22 protein-coding genes are annotated in these 19,218 nt (G+C 57.7%); 21 read left to right on the top strand and 1 reads right to left on the bottom strand.

Annotation, left to right across the window (positions count from 1 at the left end):
• Nucleotides 1-44 precede the first annotated feature (44 nt).
• From GOV79_RS18015 to GOV79_RS17930, 19 genes are all read left to right on the top strand, one after another.
• Nucleotides 45-836, top strand: a complete 792-nt coding sequence (locus tag GOV79_RS18015) for a DUF2182 domain-containing protein (protein WP_331252731.1) — start codon at nt 45-47, stop codon at nt 834-836.
• A 4-nt stretch (nt 837-840) separates the two neighbouring features.
• The gene (locus GOV79_RS18010; protein WP_170769693.1) at nt 841-1,545 is read left to right on the top strand and encodes a DUF1326 domain-containing protein; all 705 of its coding nucleotides are present in this window, start codon (nt 841-843) and stop codon (nt 1,543-1,545) included.
• Nucleotides 1,545-2,051 carry a DinB family protein gene (locus tag GOV79_RS18005; RefSeq protein WP_170790997.1) on the top strand — a complete coding sequence of 169 codons (507 nt, stop codon included), beginning with the start codon at nt 1,545-1,547 and terminating at the stop codon, nt 2,049-2,051. The genes GOV79_RS18010 and GOV79_RS18005 overlap by 1 nt, the downstream gene beginning before the upstream one ends.
• On the top strand, nt 2,052-3,155 hold the full coding sequence (locus tag GOV79_RS18000; RefSeq protein ID WP_170769695.1) for a dimethylsulfoniopropionate demethylase: 1,104 nt from the start codon (nt 2,052-2,054) through the stop codon (nt 3,153-3,155).
• A gap of 102 nt (nt 3,156-3,257) precedes the next feature.
• Complete coding sequence (gene acuI, locus GOV79_RS17995) at nt 3,258-4,253, top strand: acryloyl-CoA reductase (RefSeq protein ID WP_170790994.1); 996 nt, start codon at nt 3,258-3,260, stop codon at nt 4,251-4,253.
• 185 nt (nt 4,254-4,438) lie between these two features.
• Nucleotides 4,439-5,002, top strand: a complete 564-nt coding sequence (gene frr / locus GOV79_RS17990; protein ID WP_170769697.1) for a ribosome recycling factor — start codon at nt 4,439-4,441, stop codon at nt 5,000-5,002.
• Nucleotides 5,003-5,010: 8 nt separating this feature from the next.
• The gene (locus tag GOV79_RS17985) at nt 5,011-5,742 is read left to right on the top strand and encodes an undecaprenyl pyrophosphate synthase (RefSeq protein WP_170790992.1); all 732 of its coding nucleotides are present in this window, start codon (nt 5,011-5,013) and stop codon (nt 5,740-5,742) included.
• Complete coding sequence (locus tag GOV79_RS17980) at nt 5,739-6,521, top strand: phosphatidate cytidylyltransferase (protein WP_170790990.1); 783 nt, start codon at nt 5,739-5,741, stop codon at nt 6,519-6,521. The genes GOV79_RS17985 and GOV79_RS17980 overlap by 4 nt, the downstream gene beginning before the upstream one ends.
• A complete protein-coding gene (gene dxr, locus GOV79_RS17975; protein WP_170790988.1) occupies nt 6,521-7,693 on the top strand; it encodes a 1-deoxy-D-xylulose-5-phosphate reductoisomerase in 1,173 nt (390 codons plus the stop codon). The genes GOV79_RS17980 and dxr overlap by 1 nt, the downstream gene beginning before the upstream one ends.
• Before the next feature lie 4 nt (nt 7,694-7,697).
• Entirely contained in the window at nt 7,698-9,050 is a 1,353-nt protein-coding gene (gene rseP, locus GOV79_RS17970) for an RIP metalloprotease RseP (RefSeq protein WP_170790986.1), read from the top strand.
• Nucleotides 9,051-9,139: 89 nt separating this feature from the next.
• Complete coding sequence (locus GOV79_RS22535; protein ID WP_269149762.1) at nt 9,140-9,268, top strand: hypothetical protein; 129 nt, start codon at nt 9,140-9,142, stop codon at nt 9,266-9,268.
• 128 nt (nt 9,269-9,396) lie between these two features.
• Nucleotides 9,397-11,757, top strand: coding sequence for an outer membrane protein assembly factor BamA (gene bamA / locus GOV79_RS17965; protein WP_170790984.1), 2,361 nt, complete (start codon nt 9,397-9,399; stop codon nt 11,755-11,757).
• A gap of 10 nt (nt 11,758-11,767) precedes the next feature.
• Entirely contained in the window at nt 11,768-12,349 is a 582-nt protein-coding gene (locus GOV79_RS17960; protein WP_237218056.1) for an OmpH family outer membrane protein, read from the top strand.
• Between the two features lie 72 nt (nt 12,350-12,421).
• Entirely contained in the window at nt 12,422-12,895 is a 474-nt protein-coding gene (gene fabZ / locus GOV79_RS17955; protein WP_170769704.1) for a 3-hydroxyacyl-ACP dehydratase FabZ, read from the top strand.
• On the top strand, nt 12,892-13,677 hold the full coding sequence (gene lpxA / locus GOV79_RS17950; RefSeq protein ID WP_170790979.1) for an acyl-ACP--UDP-N-acetylglucosamine O-acyltransferase: 786 nt from the start codon (nt 12,892-12,894) through the stop codon (nt 13,675-13,677). The genes fabZ and lpxA overlap by 4 nt, the downstream gene beginning before the upstream one ends.
• A gap of 4 nt (nt 13,678-13,681) precedes the next feature.
• Nucleotides 13,682-14,476, top strand: coding sequence for an LpxI family protein (locus GOV79_RS17945; RefSeq protein ID WP_170786697.1), 795 nt, complete (start codon nt 13,682-13,684; stop codon nt 14,474-14,476).
• The gene (gene lpxB / locus GOV79_RS17940; protein WP_170790977.1) at nt 14,476-15,633 is read left to right on the top strand and encodes a lipid-A-disaccharide synthase; all 1,158 of its coding nucleotides are present in this window, start codon (nt 14,476-14,478) and stop codon (nt 15,631-15,633) included. Before GOV79_RS17945 ends, lpxB begins: the two co-directional genes overlap by 1 nt.
• Nucleotides 15,633-16,208 carry a hypothetical protein gene (locus GOV79_RS17935; protein WP_170790975.1) on the top strand — a complete coding sequence of 192 codons (576 nt, stop codon included), beginning with the start codon at nt 15,633-15,635 and terminating at the stop codon, nt 16,206-16,208. The genes lpxB and GOV79_RS17935 overlap by 1 nt, the downstream gene beginning before the upstream one ends.
• 78 nt (nt 16,209-16,286) lie before the next feature.
• Nucleotides 16,287-16,832 (top strand): carboxymuconolactone decarboxylase family protein, encoded by a 546-nt coding sequence (locus GOV79_RS17930; RefSeq protein WP_170790973.1) that lies wholly within the window; start codon nt 16,287-16,289, stop codon nt 16,830-16,832.
• Here GOV79_RS17930 and mnmA read toward each other — a convergent pair.
• On the bottom strand, nt 16,829-17,974 hold the full coding sequence (gene mnmA / locus GOV79_RS17925) for a tRNA 2-thiouridine(34) synthase MnmA (protein WP_170769709.1): 1,146 nt from the start codon (nt 17,972-17,974) through the stop codon (nt 16,829-16,831). The genes GOV79_RS17930 and mnmA overlap by 4 nt on opposite strands.
• A gap of 128 nt (nt 17,975-18,102) precedes the next feature.
• Here mnmA and sciP point away from each other — a divergent pair, with 128 nt between their 5' ends.
• Complete coding sequence (sciP, locus tag GOV79_RS17920; protein ID WP_170790971.1) at nt 18,103-18,396, top strand: CtrA inhibitor SciP; 294 nt, start codon at nt 18,103-18,105, stop codon at nt 18,394-18,396.
• Nucleotides 18,397-18,478: 82 nt separating this feature from the next.
• Nucleotides 18,479-19,195, top strand: a complete 717-nt coding sequence (ctrA, locus tag GOV79_RS17915) for a response regulator transcription factor CtrA (RefSeq protein ID WP_170790969.1) — start codon at nt 18,479-18,481, stop codon at nt 19,193-19,195.
• Nucleotides 19,196-19,218: the final 23 nt, after the last annotated feature.

Genomic DNA, 19,218 nt, shown 5'->3' with positions numbered 1-19,218 from the left:
AAAGTCTGACATTTGAATTGCAAGGACTGAGTCGGGAGGGACAAGTGAGTCGCGCAGTTCTCCGCAATGGATTTTGGCTGGGGTTTTACGCTCTGATCCTGTGGGCGTGGTGGATGATGTTCACCATGAGCCGCGCAATGGACCTGGACTGGATCGGCCGTCCGGGTCCGATGGGACAGGCCATGGCCGCGATGGATCCGCGGATGGACATGTATATGCCGATGGCCGAGTTCGGGCCCTTGTTCTGGATGTGGGCAATCATGATGGCTGCGATGATGCTGCCGACATTGGTTCCGACCCTGCGCAGCTATGACGACCTGATCCGCAGCGCCAATGGCACGCGGGCAGGGTGGCTGGGCGTGCTGTCCGGTTACTTCGCTGTTTGGGTCGGGTTTGCAGCACTTATCACGGCTGTTCAACTGGCGCTGTTGTTCGGTGGCGTGGTTGACATGCTGGGCATCCCCAAATCGACGTTCTTATCCGGCGCTTTGATGATCGCAGTGGGCGCATTTCAATTCACCCGAGCTAAAGAGGTCTGCCATGGCGTCTGCCATGCGCCAATGAGTTATTTTCTGGGCCATTGGAAAACCGGATTTACTGGCGGACTGCGGATGGGGCTTAGACTTGGCGCATTCTGCGTCGGCTGTTGCTGGGGGTTCATGGCGCTTGGTTTTGTTGGTGGCGTCATGAGCTTGTTGTGGATGGGTCTTGCGACTTTCTTCATGGTTCTCGAAAAACTGCCTCAGATCGGGCACGCGATCACGCGTCCGCTGGGGTTTGCTTTGATTGCGGGCGGCGCTCTGCTGCTCATCTATCCCTTTGCTTACGGAGGATAAGCTGATGGCTAAAAACAGAAAAACAGATTCGGACCGCTTGCCGATCAGTCAACGAATCGACAGCCGTATGCCCAACCCCAAACGGCGCGAGATGAGCCCGACCAACTGGGCCATCAAAGGTGAACTGATCCTGAATTGTTCCTGTGACGTGTTCTGCCCCTGTGTGGTCTCGCTGGGCGCGCATCCTCCGACTGAGGGGCACTGCCATGCCTGGATGGGTGTGATCATCGACGAAGGTCATTTCGAGGGCGAGGACCTGTCGGGACTGAATGTGGGTCTTCTGGTCGACATTCCAGGCCGCATGGGCGAAGGACAGTGGAAAGTCGCGGCTTATGTCGATGAACGCGCCAGCGGCAAGGCCTATAACGGTTTGCTGCAAATCTTCAGCGGGCAGGCGGGCGGCACCACCGGGCTGTTCACCATGCTGGTCAGTGAGATCATCGGGGCGGAGCGCGCTCCGGTCGTCATCGAACGCGACGGCACCAAGCGGCGTATCGTGATCGGCCGAAAAATTCAGGGCGAAATTGAAATGATGGCGGGCAAGGATCCGGATCACCCAGTGATGGTCTCGAACTCGAAATACTGGATGGGTCCGGATATCATCGTGGCGCGTGGCACCAAATCCAAGGTGCGGGACTATGGCCGGGTGTGGGATTTTGGTGGTAAATCGGCCGAGATTTGCCCAATCGACTGGCATGGACCCAAGTGATGATCACCGCGGCTTATGCGCAGGAGATGGCGCGCTATAATCGCTGGCAGAACAGTCAGTTGAAAAAGTTCTTTAGCGCACTCACCACCGAGGAATTGAACCGTGAGCGCGGAGCGTTTTTTGGGTCGATTCTTGGGACTGCCAATCATCTGCTTTGGGGTGACTGGATATGGATGTCACGTTTCGACGGAGGCGAAGGACCCGACGGTGGCATTCCGGAAAGCACAGCGATCTGTGCTGATGTCGATGAGTGGGTGGTGTTGCGTGACGTTGTTGATACCCGGATAGAAGGTTGGGTCGCCAGCCTGAAGGATGAGGCGTTGTCAGGGCCCTTCACATGGTTTTCAGCGGCAAAACAAGCCGATGTCACGAAGCCCTACGCGCAATGTGTAATGCATTTCTTCAACCATCAGACACACCACCGGGGTCAAATTCATAAAATGTTGACCGAGACCGGATCGGCAGCGCCGGTCAGCGATCTGGTCTTCTTACCACAGGAGGGATGAATGGCTCAGGTTTCGTTTTCACGTCGGTTGCGCCGGACCCCTTTCTCTGAGGGTGTCGAGGCGGCGGGGGTCAAGGCCTACACAGTCTATAACCGGATGTTGCTACCCACCGTTTTCGAGTCGGTAGAGGCCGACTACCGACACCTCAAGGAACATGTGCAGGTGTGGGATGTATCGTGCGAACGTCAGGTCGAGTTGCGCGGCCCGGATGCAGCGCGTTTGATGCAGATGCTGACCCCACGTGATCTGCGCGGCATGTTGCCAGGTCAGTGTTTCTATGTGCCCATCGTGGACGAAACCGGCGGGATGCTGAACGACCCGGTGGCCGTGAAGCTTTCCGAGGACCGTTGGTGGATTTCGATTGCCGATAGCGACCTATTGTTGTGGGTAAAGGGTATCGCCAATGGCTATCGGTTGGATGTTCTGGTGGATGAACCGGACGTGTCCCCTCTGGCCGTGCAGGGTCCCAAAGCCGATGAGCTGATGTCGCGTGTATTCGGCGACCGCGTGCGCGATATCCGGTTTTTCAAGTTCGACATGTTCGCGTTCGAAGGCCGCGACTTGGCCGTTGCACGCTCGGGCTATTCCAAGCAGGGCGGGTTTGAGATCTATGTCGAGGGCTCAGATATCGGTATGCCGCTGTGGAACGCGCTGTTTGCGGCGGGGGAGGATTTGAATGTGCGGGCGGGATGCCCGAACCTGATCGAGAGGATCGAAGGTGGTTTGCTGTCTTATGGCAACGATATGACCGACGACAACACGCCGCATGAATGTGGGTTGGGCAAGTTCTGTAATACGCACACAGCAATTGGATGTATCGGTCGGGATGCGCTGTTGCGCGTGGCCAAGGAAGGGCCGGTTCAGCAAATCCGGCCGATTGCGATTGACGGCGCGGCGGTACCGCCCTGCGATCGGCCTTGGCCTGTCTATGTTGACGGGAGACGGGTGGGGCAGGTGACGTCTGCTGCTTGGTCTCCGGATTTTGGCACCAATGTTTCCATCGGGATGTTGCGGTTGAGCCATTGGGATGCCGGCACCCAGGTAGAGGTTGAAACACCTGATGGGATGCGTAGCGCAATCGTACAGGCGCATTTTTGGACTTAGGCGTGGTTGGGGCACTGCCCCCGTCGCTGCGCGACTCCCCCGGGATATTTTTTGCCAGGTGAAGGACGGGGCCTGGCACCATGAGATGAAAGGAACGTTCAGATGTTTAATGCGTTGGTGATGGAGAGAGACGACGAGAGCGGTCTGGCCAGCCCCGTGGTCACACAGCTGTCAACCGATGACCTGCCTACGGGTGAGGTTACAGTTGCGGTCGAGTATTCGACGGTCAATTACAAAGATGGTCTTTGCATGTCGCCCAAAGGTGGCGGTCTGGTGCGCAGCTACCCGCATGTGCCGGGCATTGATTATGCTGGTACGGTCGAGGCGTCCGCGGATGATCGTTACAAGCCCGGCGACAAGGTTGTGCTAACTGGCTGGCGTGTGGGCGAGGCCCATTGGGGTGGTTATAGTCAGAAGGCCAACGCAAGAGCCGACTGGCTGGTACCGCTGCCCGATGGGTTGGACACGCGTCAGGCGATGGCTGTAGGAACCGCTGGGTTTACCGCCATGCTGGCCGTCATGGCGCTTGAGGATCACGGCCTCAAGCCTGGCAACGGGCCGGTGCTTGTAACCGGTGCTGCGGGCGGTGTTGGTTCGGTTGCGACAGCGATTCTGGCAAACTTGGGCTACGAGGTCGCAGCAGTGACGGGCCGGGCCGAAGCAGGCGATTATCTCAAATCTTTGGGGGCTACGACCATTGTTCCTCGTGATGAGTTGAACGAGACGACCAAGCGTCCGCTGGAAAGCGAGACATGGGCAGGCTGTGTCGATGCCGTTGGTGGTGACATGCTGGCCCGTGTTCTGGGGCAGATGAAATACGGTGCGTCGATCTCGGCTGTTGGTTTGGCAGGTGGCGCCGGACTTCCGGCAACCGTCATTCCGTTCCTGCTGCGTGGTGTAAACCTGTTGGGGATCGATAGCGTGATGCAGCCCTACGAGAACCGCGTTCGGGCGTGGAAACGCGTTGGGACCGATCTGCCCATGGACAAGTTGGAGGCCATGGTTCACCCGGCCACACTGAGTGATCTGCCACAATTGGGCGCTGATATCCTTAGGGGGCACGTCAAAGGCCGGGTGGTTGTGGACGTAAACGCCTGAACCCATGTCAGAACACCGCACCGGTCCGGCGCTGCCCGGGCCGGTTCCCGCGCCCTTGAACGACCGTGAAAATGCCGCAAACAGCTCTGGTCATTGGCGCAATTCCGGATCATCATCGCTATACATCCCAATTGTGATGGCTTATGAGCCATCCCAACAGCACCTGAAGACGGGGAGTGAGCAGAATGGCTGACGATTTCGAACTGGATACCGATGATCTGAAGCGCCGCATGGAAGGCGCGATGTCCAACCTCAGAACCGAATTCGCATCGTTGCGGACCGGGCGGGCTTCGGCCTCGATGCTGGAGCCGGTGATGGTTGATGCCTATGGTTCGATGACGCCCATCAATCAGGTTGGCACGGTCAATGTACCCGAGCCGCGTATGGTGACGGTCAATGTCTGGGACAAAGGTCTGGTCGGCAAGGTCGAAAAAGCCATTCGCGAAAGTGGGTTGGGGATCAATCCGCAACTAAACGGGACGATCATCATGCTGCCGATTCCGGAGCTGAACGAAGAACGTCGCCGCGAGCTGGGCAAAGTCGCCGGTCAGTATGCTGAACATGCGCGCGTCTCGATTCGTAACGTGCGTCGGGATGGGATGGACCAGATCAAAAAGGCCAAGGCAGACGGGATGTCCGAGGACGATCAGAAGTTCTGGGAAAGCGAAGTTCAGGACCTGACCGATCAGATGATCAAAACCGTGGATGCCGCGCTTGAGACCAAGCAGGCCGAGATCATGCAGGTCTGAGACCGGATATGCCTGACACCCCACAGACGGCGCCTCAGGATGGGCCTCGGCATGTTGCGATCATCATGGATGGCAACGGTCGCTGGGCTCAGGCGCGTGGACGGCCGCGCCTGTTTGGCCATCAGGCCGGTGCGCGGCGCGTGCGGGATGTGGTCGAGGCCTGCCCGGGGCTTGGCATCAAGTATCTGACTGTCTTTGCCTTCTCGACCGAGAACTGGAAGCGGACACAGGCCGAAGTGGCCGGGCTGATGAGCTTGTTCCGGCGCTACATCATTAAGGAAACAGCGAACCTGACAAAAAACGGGGTTCGGGTTCGGTTCATTGGAGATCGGGTGCGTCTGGACGCTAAGCTGATCGACCTGATGGACACGCTGGAAAATGCCACCAAGGATAACGATCTGGTGCATCTGACCATTGCCATAAACTATGGCGGTCGGGACGAGGTTGCGCGTGCCACCAAGCGGCTGGCGCGTGACGTGGCCGAAGGACGGTTGCGACCCGAGGATGTGGATGAGGAAACCTTACCCAAGTATCTGGACACGCACGTTCTTCCCGATCCTGATCTGGTGATCCGAACCAGCGGTGAGGCGCGAATTTCGAATTTTCTTTTGTGGCAATCGGCATATTCGGAATATGAATTCATTGACACGCTCTGGCCGGATTTCACTGCTGATGAACTGGCGCGGCTGTGCCAGAATTTCGGGTCTCGCGAACGTCGGTTTGGGGCTGTCCCAGCATGAGCGACAGCCGATGGTCTGATCTGACAGCGCGGGTTCTGTCGGCTGTGGTGCTTGTGGCCGTCGGCTCGGTTGAGGTTTGGCTGGGCGGGCTGTGGTTCGAAGCCTTCATCGCTATCGCCTGCGGCCTGATGACCTGGGAGTTGGTTCGGATGATCGACCCGGTCCGGACTGGGGTCGCTATCCAGCTTGCAGTGTTGACCGGGGTTGCTGTTGTCCTCAGTTATCATCTTCCGCCGCTTTATAAATTGCCGTTCCTGCTGGCTCCGGCACTGGTTGGGGCGGGGCAGGTAAGTCGGGCCAAGGGTACGTATCTGCTGTTTGCAGCGTGGATTGCGGCGGCGGGGCTCGGGTTTATCTCTATACGTGAAAACATGGGGTTTGGCTGGATGGTCTGGCTGATCTCGGTAGTTGTGGCGACGGATGTCGCGGGATATTTCGTGGGCAAGGCGCTGGGTGGGCCTAAATTCTGGCCGCGCGTGAGCCCCAAGAAAACATGGTCGGGCACTGCCGGCGGGTGGTTCGCGGCGGCGATCGTCGGCGCGGTTTTTGCGGCTTTCGCAGGGTTCGGATTTTTGTTCGTGTTGGTGTCCGTCGCAGCCTCGATGGCCAGTCAAGCCGGCGACATAGTGGAAAGCGCGACAAAACGGAAGTTTGGCGTCAAGGACAGCTCGAACCTGATCCCGGGCCATGGCGGCTTTCTGGACCGGTTTGACGGGATGATGGGTGCGGCTTTGTTCGTTCTGATTGCTGGGCTGCTATACGCACCGGGACCGATGTGATGCGCAGGGTTTCGATTTTTGGCGCCACCGGGTCGATTGGGCAGAACACGATCGACCTGATCGACCGGAACCCTGATGCGTATGACGTGGTGGCACTGACGGGTGGGGCGAATATCCACAAACTGGCGGAGGATGCCAAACGCCTGCGCGCCAATGTGGCTGTAACTGCCCATCAGGACCGGCTGGAGGATCTGCGGGCTGCTTTGGCGGGTTCCGACGTGCAGGCAGCGGCTGGCTCTATGGCCCTGACCGAAGCGGCCGCGCGGCCAGCGGATTGGGTGATGTCGGCCATAGTTGGGGCTGCCGGACTTCCACCGGGGCTAGAAGCTTTGAAGCAGGGCGCGACGCTTGCCCTGGCAAATAAAGAGACTTTGGTCTGCGCTGGTCCCCTGGTCCTTGATACGGCGCGGCAACACAATGCAACCCTTTTGCCGGTCGACAGCGAGCACTCCGCTGTGTTTCAGGCCCTGGCTGGAGAAGATATGAGCGCCGTCGAGCGGATCATCATCACAGCCAGTGGTGGGGCATTCCGCGATTGGCCGTTAGGTGATCTGGCCAACGCAACGGTCGAGCAGGCGTCCAACCATCCGAACTGGAACATGGGTCAACGAATTACTATCGACAGCGCCTCGATGTTCAACAAGGCGTTGGAGGTAATTGAAACCAAGGAATATTTCGGGGTTTCACCTGAGCAGGTTGAGGTTCTGGTTCACCCCGAGTCCATCGTCCACGCGCTAGTCGGGTTCAACGATGGGGCGTTGATGGCACATATGGGTGCGCCCGACATGCGCCACGCCATCGGATACGCGCTGCATTGGCCCGCGCGGCAGGACTTGCCGGTCGAACGGCTCAATCTGGCCAAGCTTGGTCAGTTGCGGTTCAGCGAGCCCGACGATGCACGCTATCCTGCGCTGAAACTGGCCCGGCACGTGATGCAACGTGGCGGCTTGTCTGGTGCCGTGTTCAACGCCGCCAAGGAGCGCGCGCTTGATCACTTCATCGCGCGTAGGATCGGATTTTTGTCGATGGCCGATTGCGTTGCCGCTGTTTTGGACCGATTTGATGCCCAAAGCAGCCTTATTGATGCCCCTTTGACCCTTGATAACGTGCTGCAAACGGACCATCTGGCACGTAAATGGGTCGATGAAGCCATAAGCCAAAGAGCAGGATAGAATTTTGGACATACTCTCGCTGATCCCTCAGTTTGGAAACTTGCTGTATACAATTGTGGCTTTTGTCATCGCCTTGTCGGTGATCGTCGCGGTGCATGAGTATGGACACTACATCGTCGGCCGCTGGTCAGGCATCCATGCCGAGGTTTTCTCGATTGGGTTCGGACCCGTGCTGCTGAGCCGCGTGGACAAGCGCGGAACGCGGTGGCAAATCGCTGCGCTGCCTTTTGGCGGCTACGTGCGGTTTCTGGGCGATTCCAATGCGGCATCCGGCAAGGATGAGGCGGCGATGGACGCAATCACCCAGAAAAGCCCCGAAGAACTACGCCGCACCATGCATGGCGCGCCTCTGTGGGCACGCACGGCAACAGTTGCGGCTGGACCGGTGTTCAATTTCGTCATGTCGATCATCGTTTTTGGCACAATTTTCCTATCGCAAGGCGTGACCAAGGAACCTTTAACCGTCGGCAGCCTGCACCCGCTGCCGGGCACCGAACAGCAATTGCGGGAAGGCGATGAGATCTTGTCGATCGCCGGTATTCAGGTGCCCGAATTCGACGAACAGGACGCCTGGACGCAGTTCACCGATGCGCTACCCGTGCAGCCCGTTTTGGACTATACTGTCCTGAGGGACGGCCAGACGCAGGACGTAACCGGCCCTTGGTTGTTCCCGCCTCTGATCCAACAACTTGCCCCACGCAGCGCAGCCTATGACATCGATCTGAAGCCGGGTGACGTAATCACTGCAGTCGATGGCGATCCGATCTTTGCGTTTGAACAACTTAAAGAGCATGTCGAAGGCTCGAATGGAAAAGTCCTGTTGCTGAACGTGTGGCGTGAAGGGGCCGAGCTGGATTTTGCACTAGCCCCGCGTCGGACGGATGAGCCGCAGCCTGATGGCGGGTACGTCACACATTGGCGGATCGGCATTGTGGGCGGCATGATGCTGGAACCGGCGACCGAACCGACCGGCCTGTGGGCCTCTGTGACAGGGGGCGCGCGTCAGACCCTGCGTATTATCGACGCGTCCCTGTCGGGCATGTGGCACATGGTGACGGGTGCAATTAGCACGTGCAACATCTCGGGCCCCATCGGAATTGCGGAAACGTCAGGCGCTATGGCCAGTCAGGGCGCTCAAAGTTTCATCTTCTTCATTGCCGTCTTGTCCACAGCAGTCGGGTTGCTGAACCTGTTCCCGATCCCTGCACTGGATGGTGGCCATTTGGTGTTTTACGCTTATGAAGCCGTGACAGGCAAGCCGCCCAGCGACGGCGCGTTGCGGATATTGATGGGGATCGGGGTCTCGTTGATCCTTGGTCTTATGGTATTTTCTGTAACAAACGATCTCTTCTGTTGAATGTGGCCTTAGCCGCTCAGAAAAGCCGTAATTCCGCCGCATTCAATCTGTAGGTTTGTGACCAAATCCAAACTGAGTCAGAGGCTACAATGGCAAAGGCGCTGAAAAAATCCTATCGAAGCTTCAGCTTCCTGTTCATGTTGAACTGGGACTCGATCCTGTTCTTTGCGGCGACGGCAATTGCGATGGCAGGCTGGGCCTATTTGATCAGCATGTGATTCTGTAAGCACCGAAATTGAAAAGTGTTTGGCGGCCCATTGGGCCGCTTTCTGTTTTGGGCTTTTGACAAGAATAATTAATCCCGTTACTCAGCTTCTAAGTCCTATAATTTTGGGTAGAGAAAAATATGACTGATCGGCGAGGCGCAGGCACATCCTGCGGAGGGCAGACGCTGGCAAACAAGATTTTGTGGCGGGTGCTATCCGTTTTTTCCTTTATTGTTCTGGTGGGTTTAGTTGCCCTGCCACAATCGGCAAAGGCGCAAAGTTTCATCATCAACTCCTTCGAGGTTGAGGGTAACCGGCGGATCGAAACGTCCACGATTATCACTCGAACAGGGATCGAACCGGGGCAGACTGTCACCGCGGGTGAACTGAATGACGCGTTTCAGCGTTTGCTTGACAGTGGTGTTTTTGAAACAGTCGAACTGACGCCGCGCGGCAATACATTGGTGATCGAGGTTCAGGAATATCCAACGATCAACCAGATCAGCGTCGAAGGGAATCGCCGGGTCAAGGATGATGTCTTGCTCGAGGCGATTTCGTCCGAACCCCGTCGTGTCTTTACGCCTCAGGTTGCCGAAGCCGATGCGGATCTGATCGCGCAGATATATTCGGCGCAGGGCCGGGTGTCAGCGACGGTTATTCCGCGCATTATCCGACGCAGTGACAACCGCGTCGACCTTGTGTTTGAAGTGTCCGAAGGCACCACGATCGAGGTGGAGCGCGTCAGCTTTGTCGGGAACCGCGCCTTTACCGACCGTCGCTTGCGCCGCGTGCTGGAGTCCAAGCAGGCAAACATCCTTCGGACTTTCATTCGCAGCGATACGTTCATCGCCGACCGGATTGAGTTCGACAAACAGGTCATTCGGGATTTCTACCTATCCCGTGGCTATGTCGATTTCCGCGTCAACAGCACTAATGTTGAATTCACTCAGGAGCGCGACGCCTTTTTCCTGGTTATGAACATTACCGAGGGGCAGAAATTCTCGTTCGGGAACATCACAACAGTCAGTGAAATCCCAGGGGTGAACGCGGCGGAGTACCAAGCGGCGCTCAAAATCAAACCTGGGGTGACCTACACCCCGTCTTTGGTGGAAAATTCGATCGCCCGGCAAGAGCGGTTGGGCCTTAAACAAGGCGTCGATTTCCTGCGGGTTGAGCCACGGGTGACGCGCAATGCGCGCGAATTGACCCTGGACGTCGAGTTTGTCCTGACCCGTGGTCCGCGCATCTTTGTTGAACGGATCGATATCGAGGGCAACACAACCACGCTTGACCGTGTCATTCGCCGCCAATTCGATACGGTCGAGGGTGATCCGTTCAATCCACGCGAGATCCGTCAGGCCGCTGAGCGAATTCGGGCTCTGGGTTTCTTTGCCAACGCTGAAGTCGAACCGCGCGAAGGCTCAACCCCCAGTCAAGTCATCGTCGATGTGGATGTCGAGGAACAGCCTACTGGCTCGTTGAGCCTCGGCGGTAGCTTCTCCGCCTCGGATGGTTTCGGTATCGCGGTTGGCCTGACCGAGACGAACTTTCTGGGTCGCGGACAAACCCTAGGGCTGAACCTGTCGACGGCGCAGGATTCGGAACAGTATTCGTTGAATTTCACTGAACCTTTCCTGCTGGGACGCCGACTGCAATTCGATGTGGGTCTGGGCCTGGCGACTACAAACTCGAGCTTTGCCAGCTTTGACACCGACAGCCTGTTCTTCCGTCCCCAGCTGAGCTACGCCATCGGTGAACTGTCTTCTCTGCGTCTGCGCTATGAGTGGGATCGCAGTGAGATGACGCAGCAGGACAACGAAGTGAACGGTGTTGTCGTCGCGTCCGAGATTGCGCAGGGCGAACGGACAACGAGCGCTCTTGGTGTCTCGTATGTGTATGACAGCCGTCGTGGTGGCCTGAACCCCAATGCCGGAGTGCTGTTTGAGGTTGGCGTTGATGCCGCAGGTCTGGGTGGTGACAATGAGTTCTTCCAGACGACGGCCCGCGCGATCGCCCAAACTCGCGTCCTGAGCGAAGAGGTGGTTCTGCGTGCCTCTTTCGAACTGGGCGCATTGCACTGGACTGGGGATGATTTCAGCCGCACAGTCGACCGTTTTGTTCTTGGCCCCAGCACATTCCGCGGTTTTGAACCTGCCGGTCTGGGTCCGCGTGACCTGTCGAATGGTCAGGATGACGCCATTGGTGGCAACTATTACTGGGTCGCTCGGTTTGAATCGGACTTTCCTTTGGGCCTGCCCGAAGAACTGGGCCTGCGGGGCGGGGTGTTCTATGATGTCGGCAACCTCTACAATCTGGATGATGTGAACACAGCAGGAGCGGATATCGTGGGCGAGGACGGGTCGGTCCGACACGTTGTTGGTGTTTCCGTGCTTTGGACGACACCCTTTGGTCCGCTGCGCTTCAACTTCTCGAAAGCGATCGTGAAAGAAGATTTTGACCAGGAACAGAACTTTGACCTGACCATTCAGGCACGGTTCTGATCCGTTCATGATGAGCTTCTGGAAGTCGTATCTACAGGGCCCTATCTGGGCCCTGTATTTTATTTTCATCCATGCCTTAGCGCTACCGCTTGAGGCACAGCAACTGGGTGTGCCGGAAACGACCGTGCTGACGATTTCCAGCGACCGTTTGTATTCGGATTCTGCCTTCGGTCAGCGCATATTGCGCGAGATTGAGGCTGAAGGAACTTTGCTGGCAGATGAAAACGAGCGCATCGTGGCTGAGTTAAGCCGCGAAGAAAAAGAATTGACCGAAAAGCGGGCTGAAATGCCAGCAGATGAGTTCCGTCCCTTGGCCGAGGCATTCGACAGCAAAGTTCAGTCCCACAGAGATGGCCAACGGGCCAAGTTGGATGCCTTGGCGCGTCGCAGCGATGAGGCGCAACAGTTGTTTTTTGAAATGATCCAGCCGGTTCTCATTGAACTGTTGCGCGACTCTGGCGCGACCGTGATTATTGAACGCTCCAGCGTCTTTCTAAGCTCGGACAGGACGGATGTGACCGAGATCGCGATTGGACGGATCAACGCGGCCATTGGCGATGGTAGCGCCCTTGAAAAGAATGGCGACCAATAGGTTCGCTTGCCCTTGCGGCGCTGTGTTGCTAACCACGCGTCCAAGAGAAATCCATAACGGGACGACCAAAAGATGACCTCGGAAACAAAAAGCGCAGATATTCAGCTGATCCAGCGGATCTTGCCACATCGCTATCCGTTTTTGCTGGTTGATAAAGTTGTCGATATCTCAGGCTATCAATCCGCCGTTGGCATCAAGAATGTCACCATGAACGAGCCCCATTTTCAGGGCCACTTTCCCGGCACCCCAATCATGCCCGGTGTCACCATCGTCGAAGCGATGGCGCAAACCGCAGGTGTGATGCTTGGTGTCGGCATGGACGTGATCGACAGCGAGCTGTTGATCTACTTCATGAATATCGACAAGTGCAAATTCCGCCGCAAGGTCGTACCCGGTGATGTGCTGGAAATGCATGTGGAAACCGTGCGCGGTAAGAAGGGCGGCAAGATCTTCAAATTCGCCGGCCGCGCGACCGTTGATGGCGAAGTTGCGGCCGAGGCCGAATTCTCTGCCTATGTGGACTGGGACATGGAAAAAACGACATGAGCGGCATTCACCCAAGCGCGATCATCGAAGACGGTGCGCAAGTCGGTGAAGGCTGTATCATCGGGCCGTTTTGCTATGTCGGTTCTCAGGTCAAGCTGGGCGACCGGGTCGAGTTGAAGTCGCATGTTGTGGTCACCGGCGATACGGTGATCGGCGATGAAACCGTCGTTTTCAATTTCTCGGTCATCGGTGAAATCCCACAGGACTTGAAATTCGGTGGCGAAAACACGCGGCTGGAGATAGGCAAACGCAACCGCATTCGCGAGCATGTAACGGTAAACACCGGCACCGAGGGTGGTGGTGGCGTGACCCGGATCGGCGATGACTGTCTTCTGATGGCAGGCGTCCATGTGGCTCATGACGTTCAGATCGGTAATCGTGTGATCATGGTAAACCATGCGGGTGCCGCTGGGCATTGCATCATCGAGGACGACGTGATCGTTGGCGGTATCTCGGGTCTGCACCAATGGGTGCGTGTCGGTCGTGGCGCAATCATCGGTGCTTTGACCATGGTCCCCAATGATGTGATCCCTTATGGCCTTGTTCAGGCTCCGCGCGGTGAACTGGACGGGCTGAATCTGGTCGGCTTGAAACGCAAAGGTGTGTCGCGCGAAGACATCTCGGCCCTGCGGGCGGCGTTCAAAGAACTTTCGACCGGCGACGGTACATTCATGGAGCGCGCCCATCGCGTCGGAGCCAAGAATGAAAGCGAATATGTCCAGCGGATCGTGGACTTCGTAACTGGGCAGACCGACCGCTCTTTCCTGACACCGAGGAAGTAAGCCCATGCTGGCCGTGATTGCGGGAACCGGCGCTTTGCCAACCGAGGTGGTCGACCAACTGGCTAACCGCCCGGTGATCTGCGCGATGGAAGGGTTCGCGCCCGACACTCTGGACGTGGATATGACCTTCCCGCTTGAGCAGTTGGGGACATTCATCGCGGATTTGAAAGCACGCGGCGTAACGCAGATTTGCATGGCAGGCGCGGTGCGGCGCCCTGCAATTGATCCAAGCCGGATTGATGCCGCGACCATGCCTTTGGTGCCCATCTTGCAACAGGCCATCATGTCCGGCGACGATGGGGCCTTGCGAGCGGTGATCGGGATTTTTGAAGATGCGGGCCTACAGGTCCGTGCCGCCCACGAAATCGTGCCAGCCCTTTTGCCAGCTCTTGGACCGCTGACCGAGGCTCAGCCATCGGACGCGGACCTGTCTGACGCGAATCGAGCAGCTGGGATCGTTCGCGCCATGGGTGCTGCGGATATCGGGCAAGCTTGCGTCGTCTCGAAGGGGCAAGCGCTGGCGGTCGAGGGGATTTTCGGGACCGCCTGGATGCTGAAATCGCTGACACAACGGCCCGATGCGGGCGGAGGCGTCCTGTTCAAGGCCCCCAAACCCGATCAGGATCGACGTGCCGATTTGCCTGCGATTGGCCCGGATACAGTCGCGGATGCAGTGGCCGCCGGGCTGTCTGGTATCGTCATTGAAAAGGGTGGGGTGATGGTGCTGCAACGGCCGCAAGTCATCGCCGAATGTGACCGGCTGGGACTGTTTCTTTACGTGCGCGAGCGGACGAACTGATGCGCGTTTTCGTGGTCGCCGGTGAGCCGTCAGGCGACCGCTTGGGTGGCGCACTGATGGAAGGGCTGCGCAGTCTTCAACCCGATGTGCAGTTCGACGGAGTCGGCGGCCCTCTGATGCAGGCGCAAGGATTAAACAGCCGCTTTCCCATGTCCGAGCTTTCGGTGATGGGGCTGGTCGAGGTCCTGCCTAAGTTCTTTCATCTCAAACGTCGCATAGCCGAGACTGCTCAGGCAGTTCTGGACATGCAACCTGATGTTCTGATCACCATCGACAGCCCCGATTTCTCGCTTCGCGTCGCCAAGCTGGTAAAAGCGCAAAGCAACATTCGTACGGTGCATTACGTGGCCCCCAGCGTCTGGGCTTGGCGACCGGGGCGGGCGGACAAGATGGCCAAGGTCATCGACCACGTTCTGGCGCTATTGCCGTTCGAGCCGCCCTATATGGAACGCGCGGGGATGGAATGTGATTTCGTCGGCCATCCCGTCGCAAGTGAACCCATAGCAACCGAGGACGATATTGCCGCGTTCCGCAACGCTTATGATCTGGGGAATGCGCCGATCCTCTTGACCTTGCCTGGTTCGCGCCGGGGCGAGGTTGATCGCTTGGCCCCAGTCTTTGGACAGGCACTTGACCTTTATCTGCGCGATCACCTCGATACGCGCATAGTGGTACCTGCCGTAGCTCATATGGTCGAGACGGTTCAAGCACATCTGGAAAACTGGCCCGGTAATCCAGTTGTTGTAGATCCCCGCAACTTGCCCGCGGATGAGGCAACCGCACAAAAACGCGCGGCCTTTGCAGCCGCCGATCTGGCTCTGGCTGCCTCTGGAACTGTGTCACTGGAACTGGCAGCGCAGGCGACGCCGATGGTCATCGCCTATCGTTTGAGCTGGCTGACGCAAAAGATGGCCGAGCGGATGGTCAAACTCGATACCGTCACACTGGTCAATCTGGTGTCCGAGACCCGAACCGTGCCCGAATGCCTGCTTGATGAATGCCAGCCAAACAAGATCGCCGAGGCGTTGGGGCAAGTGGCGGCAACGCCCGATCTTCAACAGCAGGCGATGGCCGAGACAATGCAGCGACTGGGCCGGGGTGGCGAAGCGCCGGGCCTGCGCGCTGCCCGCGCCGTGCTGGAGCGGATGGCAGGCTAATGCTCGACCACGTTCTTTTTGCGGCCTCGGCCGGATTGGCCATGATCTCGACCAATCTGGACAATCTGGCGGTGCTGCTGGGCCTGATCCTGATTATCGAGCAACGCCGCGCCATTGCAGGATTTGCGGTTGCACAGGCTATGGTCTTGTCCCTCGCAATGATCGTGGCAATCGGGTTGGATCAAAGCGGCATCCCCGAGTGGATTGGATATCTGGGCGTCATCCCCTTGGTGTTCGGCTTGCGCGGCATCTGGCAGCAATATCGCGGGGACGCGGGCGAGGACATAAGCGCGAAAGGTGCTGTCAGTTCGGTTGTAACCCTGTTTCTCAGCCTGTCGGTCGACAGCTTTGCCGTCATGACCCCGCTACTGGCCGATTCCACACCTTCTTTCCGACTGGCCGCCCTGCTGGGTGCTGCAGTGGCCGCGTTCCTATTGGTCGCGGTGGCGGCTTGGGGGGCGCCTCGGGCTAAAAGCCTCGGGCCGCAAGTGGCGCGCCTGGACCGGATCGCGCCCTATGTCATGGTGTGCGTCGGGCTCTATATCCTGTTCAACTCGCCCACCGATCTGTTGTGATGCGTTGACCAAATCGGTCTCATCAGGTCTTTATGGCCCACCGCCAAGACCAGCCATGTCCGGTGAAGGAGAAATTTGATGTCCCGAATTCCGCCCCTCGTCGACGACGACATGACCGAGGCCGCGCGCGCGTCTCGGGCCCTGCTTGGGGCGTATGGGCCATTCGACAATTGGGCGCGCATTGCTGCCCATAGCCCTGCGGTGTTGGAACATGTGGCTGAGATGCTGACGGCATTCAAGGCGCAAGAAAACCTGCCGCGCCGTGCATTGGAACTGGCGATGGTTACGGTGTCCAAATTGAACGCCTGCGACTATTGCGTATCGCATCATATACCACAACTGACCGTGACCGGGCTAAGCCCTGAAGGCGCGGCGCGTCTGCCGGATGTCGAAAATCACCCCGAACTGGACGATTGCGACAAAGCGGTCGTTCGCTATGCCGAGGCGGTCACGACGCGGTCAGGCCGGATGCGCGATGCCGAAGTCTCGGACCTGCGCGCATGGTTCAACGATTCTCAGATCGTTGAACTGACATGGCGCATTGCCCTGACCGGCGCGTTCAACCGCTTCAACGATGCGCTGCAAGTCGAGATCGAGACCGAGGTCGCGCCCGTTTCGGCCTAGTAGCCGCGCCAGATCCAGCCGCCGCCAAAGATGCGGCTGCCCTCAGATGCATAGAACACGCAGGCCTGACCGGGTGAGACGCCTTCCTCGGGCGTCAGCAATTCGACCTCGGCGGTGGTATCGGACAGGGGGCGAATGATTGCCTCGCGCGGGGGGCGGGTCGAGCGAACTTTGACCTTCAGATGCCATTCATCACGAGACGTAAATGGTTCATCACCCAACCAGTTGATCTCGCGTACCGGGATCGTGCGTGTGGCCAACATGTCCTTGGGGCCGACGACGACCTGTTTCTTGTCCACATCCAACTTGACCACATAAAGCGGCTCGGTCAGCCCGCCGATGCCCAGGCCGCGGCGTTGACCGATGGTGTAGTGGATCACTCCGTCATGCTGCGCCAATACACGGCCATCGGCATGCACGATCTCACCCGGTTCAGCTGCGCCGGGGCGCAGTTTCTCGATAACGCTGGCATAGTTGCCGTTGGGCACAAAGCAGATGTCCTGACTGTCCGGCTTGTCGGCCACAGCCAGGCCATACTGTGCTGCCATCTCGCGCGTCGCATCCTTCGAGGGCAGGTGGCCCAGAGGAAAGCGCAGGTAGTTCAACTGTTCAGGCGTGGTGGAGAACAGGAAATATGACTGATCGCGGTTCGCATCCTCGGCGCTGTGCAACTCGGGACCGTTGGGGCCCATCTTGCGCTGAATATAGTGACCGGTGGCCATGCAGTCGGCTTCAAGGTCCTTGGCGGTTTCCAGCAGGTCCTTGAACTTCACCCGCTCATTGCAACGGATGCAGGGCACCGGGGTGGCACCAGCCAAATAACTGTCGGCGAATTCGTCAATCACCGCGTCCTTGAAGATGTTCTCATAGTCCAGGACATAGTGGGGAAAGCCACGTTCTTCCGCCACACGCCGCGCATCGTGGATGTCGATACCCGCACAGCAGGCGCCTTTCTTGGCCAAGGCCGCGCCATGGTCATAGAGCTGCAAGGTCACGCCGACCACGTCATAGCCCTGATCGGCCAGATGCGCTGCCACAACGGAACTGTCCACGCCACCGGACATAGCGACAACCACCCGCGTTTCCGAGGGCGGTTTGGCAAAGCCAAGCGAGTTCAGAGGGGTCTCGGTATCGAGGGCCATGACGATTCCAGTGCGGGTTAAGAAAGACCGGCAGAATATAGGAAAATTCTACACACTCTCAAGAGGCGGTTTCACCGCACATTAAGTAGGCTGGTGTCAGCTTTGTCGCAGCAGAAAAGGTTGGAAAGATGTATTTGCACAAAGTTGAAGGGCCACGGTCCGTAACCCTGCCGGATGGAACGGTTTTATCGCGTGCAGACCTGCCACCGGACGACACGACACGCTGGGTGGCGTCCCGCAAGGCAATAGTAGTGCGCGGGGTACTATATGGCTTGATCGCACTGTCGGATGCCAAGAAACGCTATGGGCTAAGCGATGAGGAGTTCAACTCGTGGGTTTCAGCCGTGGCAGAGCATGGAACAGACGCTCTGAAGGCAACTTCATTAAAAAAATATCGACAACCTAAAGTAGAGCGTGAATAAATGGTTCAACGGTAACGTCAGATTAACCATTTTTGATCAGGCTCAGTTTGAATTGGTAAATTGAACCGAATTGGAGCAGTAAATGCGTATACTTCTTGTCGAGGATGACCCCACCACGTCGAAAAGCATCGAGCTGATGCTGACGCACGCCAACCTGAACGTCTATGCGACGGATCTGGGTGAGGAAGGGATCGATCTGGCAAAACTCTATGACTACGACCTGATTTTGCTGGACCTGAACCTGCCGGACATGAACGGCCATGAGGTTTTGCGCCAATTGCGCTTTGCGCGCGTTGAAACACCGATTCTGATATTGTCGGGCGCAGATGATACCGAAAGCAAGATCAAGGGCTTCGGCTTTGGCGCAGATGACTATATGACCAAGCCTTTCCACCGCGAAGAGCTGGTGGCCCGCATTCACGCAATCATACGACGCTCCAAGGGGCATTCGCAATCGGTCATTCACACCGGTCAGGTCGCTGTGAACCTTGATGCCAAGACCGTCGAGGTCGAAGGAAAGACCGTGCATTTGACCGGCAAGGAATACCAGATGCTCGAACTTCTGAGCCTGCGAAAAGGCACAACGCTGACCAAAGAGATGTTCCTGAACCATCTCTATGGTGGAATGGATGAGCCCGAGCTGAAGATTATCGACGTATTCATCTGCAAACTGCGTAAGAAACTCAGCAATGCAACGGGTGGTGACAACTACATCGAAACCGTCTGGGGCCGGGGCTATGTGCTGCGCGACCCGCAAAGCAACAGCGTCGATGAACGTCGCATGGCCGTCGGGGCCTAAAACAGATCTGCCGCTTTGGTCCG

Source organism: Ruegeria lacuscaerulensis, assembly GCF_013034745.1.
GTDB lineage: Bacteria > Pseudomonadota > Alphaproteobacteria > Rhodobacterales > Rhodobacteraceae > Ruegeria > Ruegeria lacuscaerulensis_B.
This window is presented reverse-complemented; position numbering and strand designations above follow the sequence as displayed.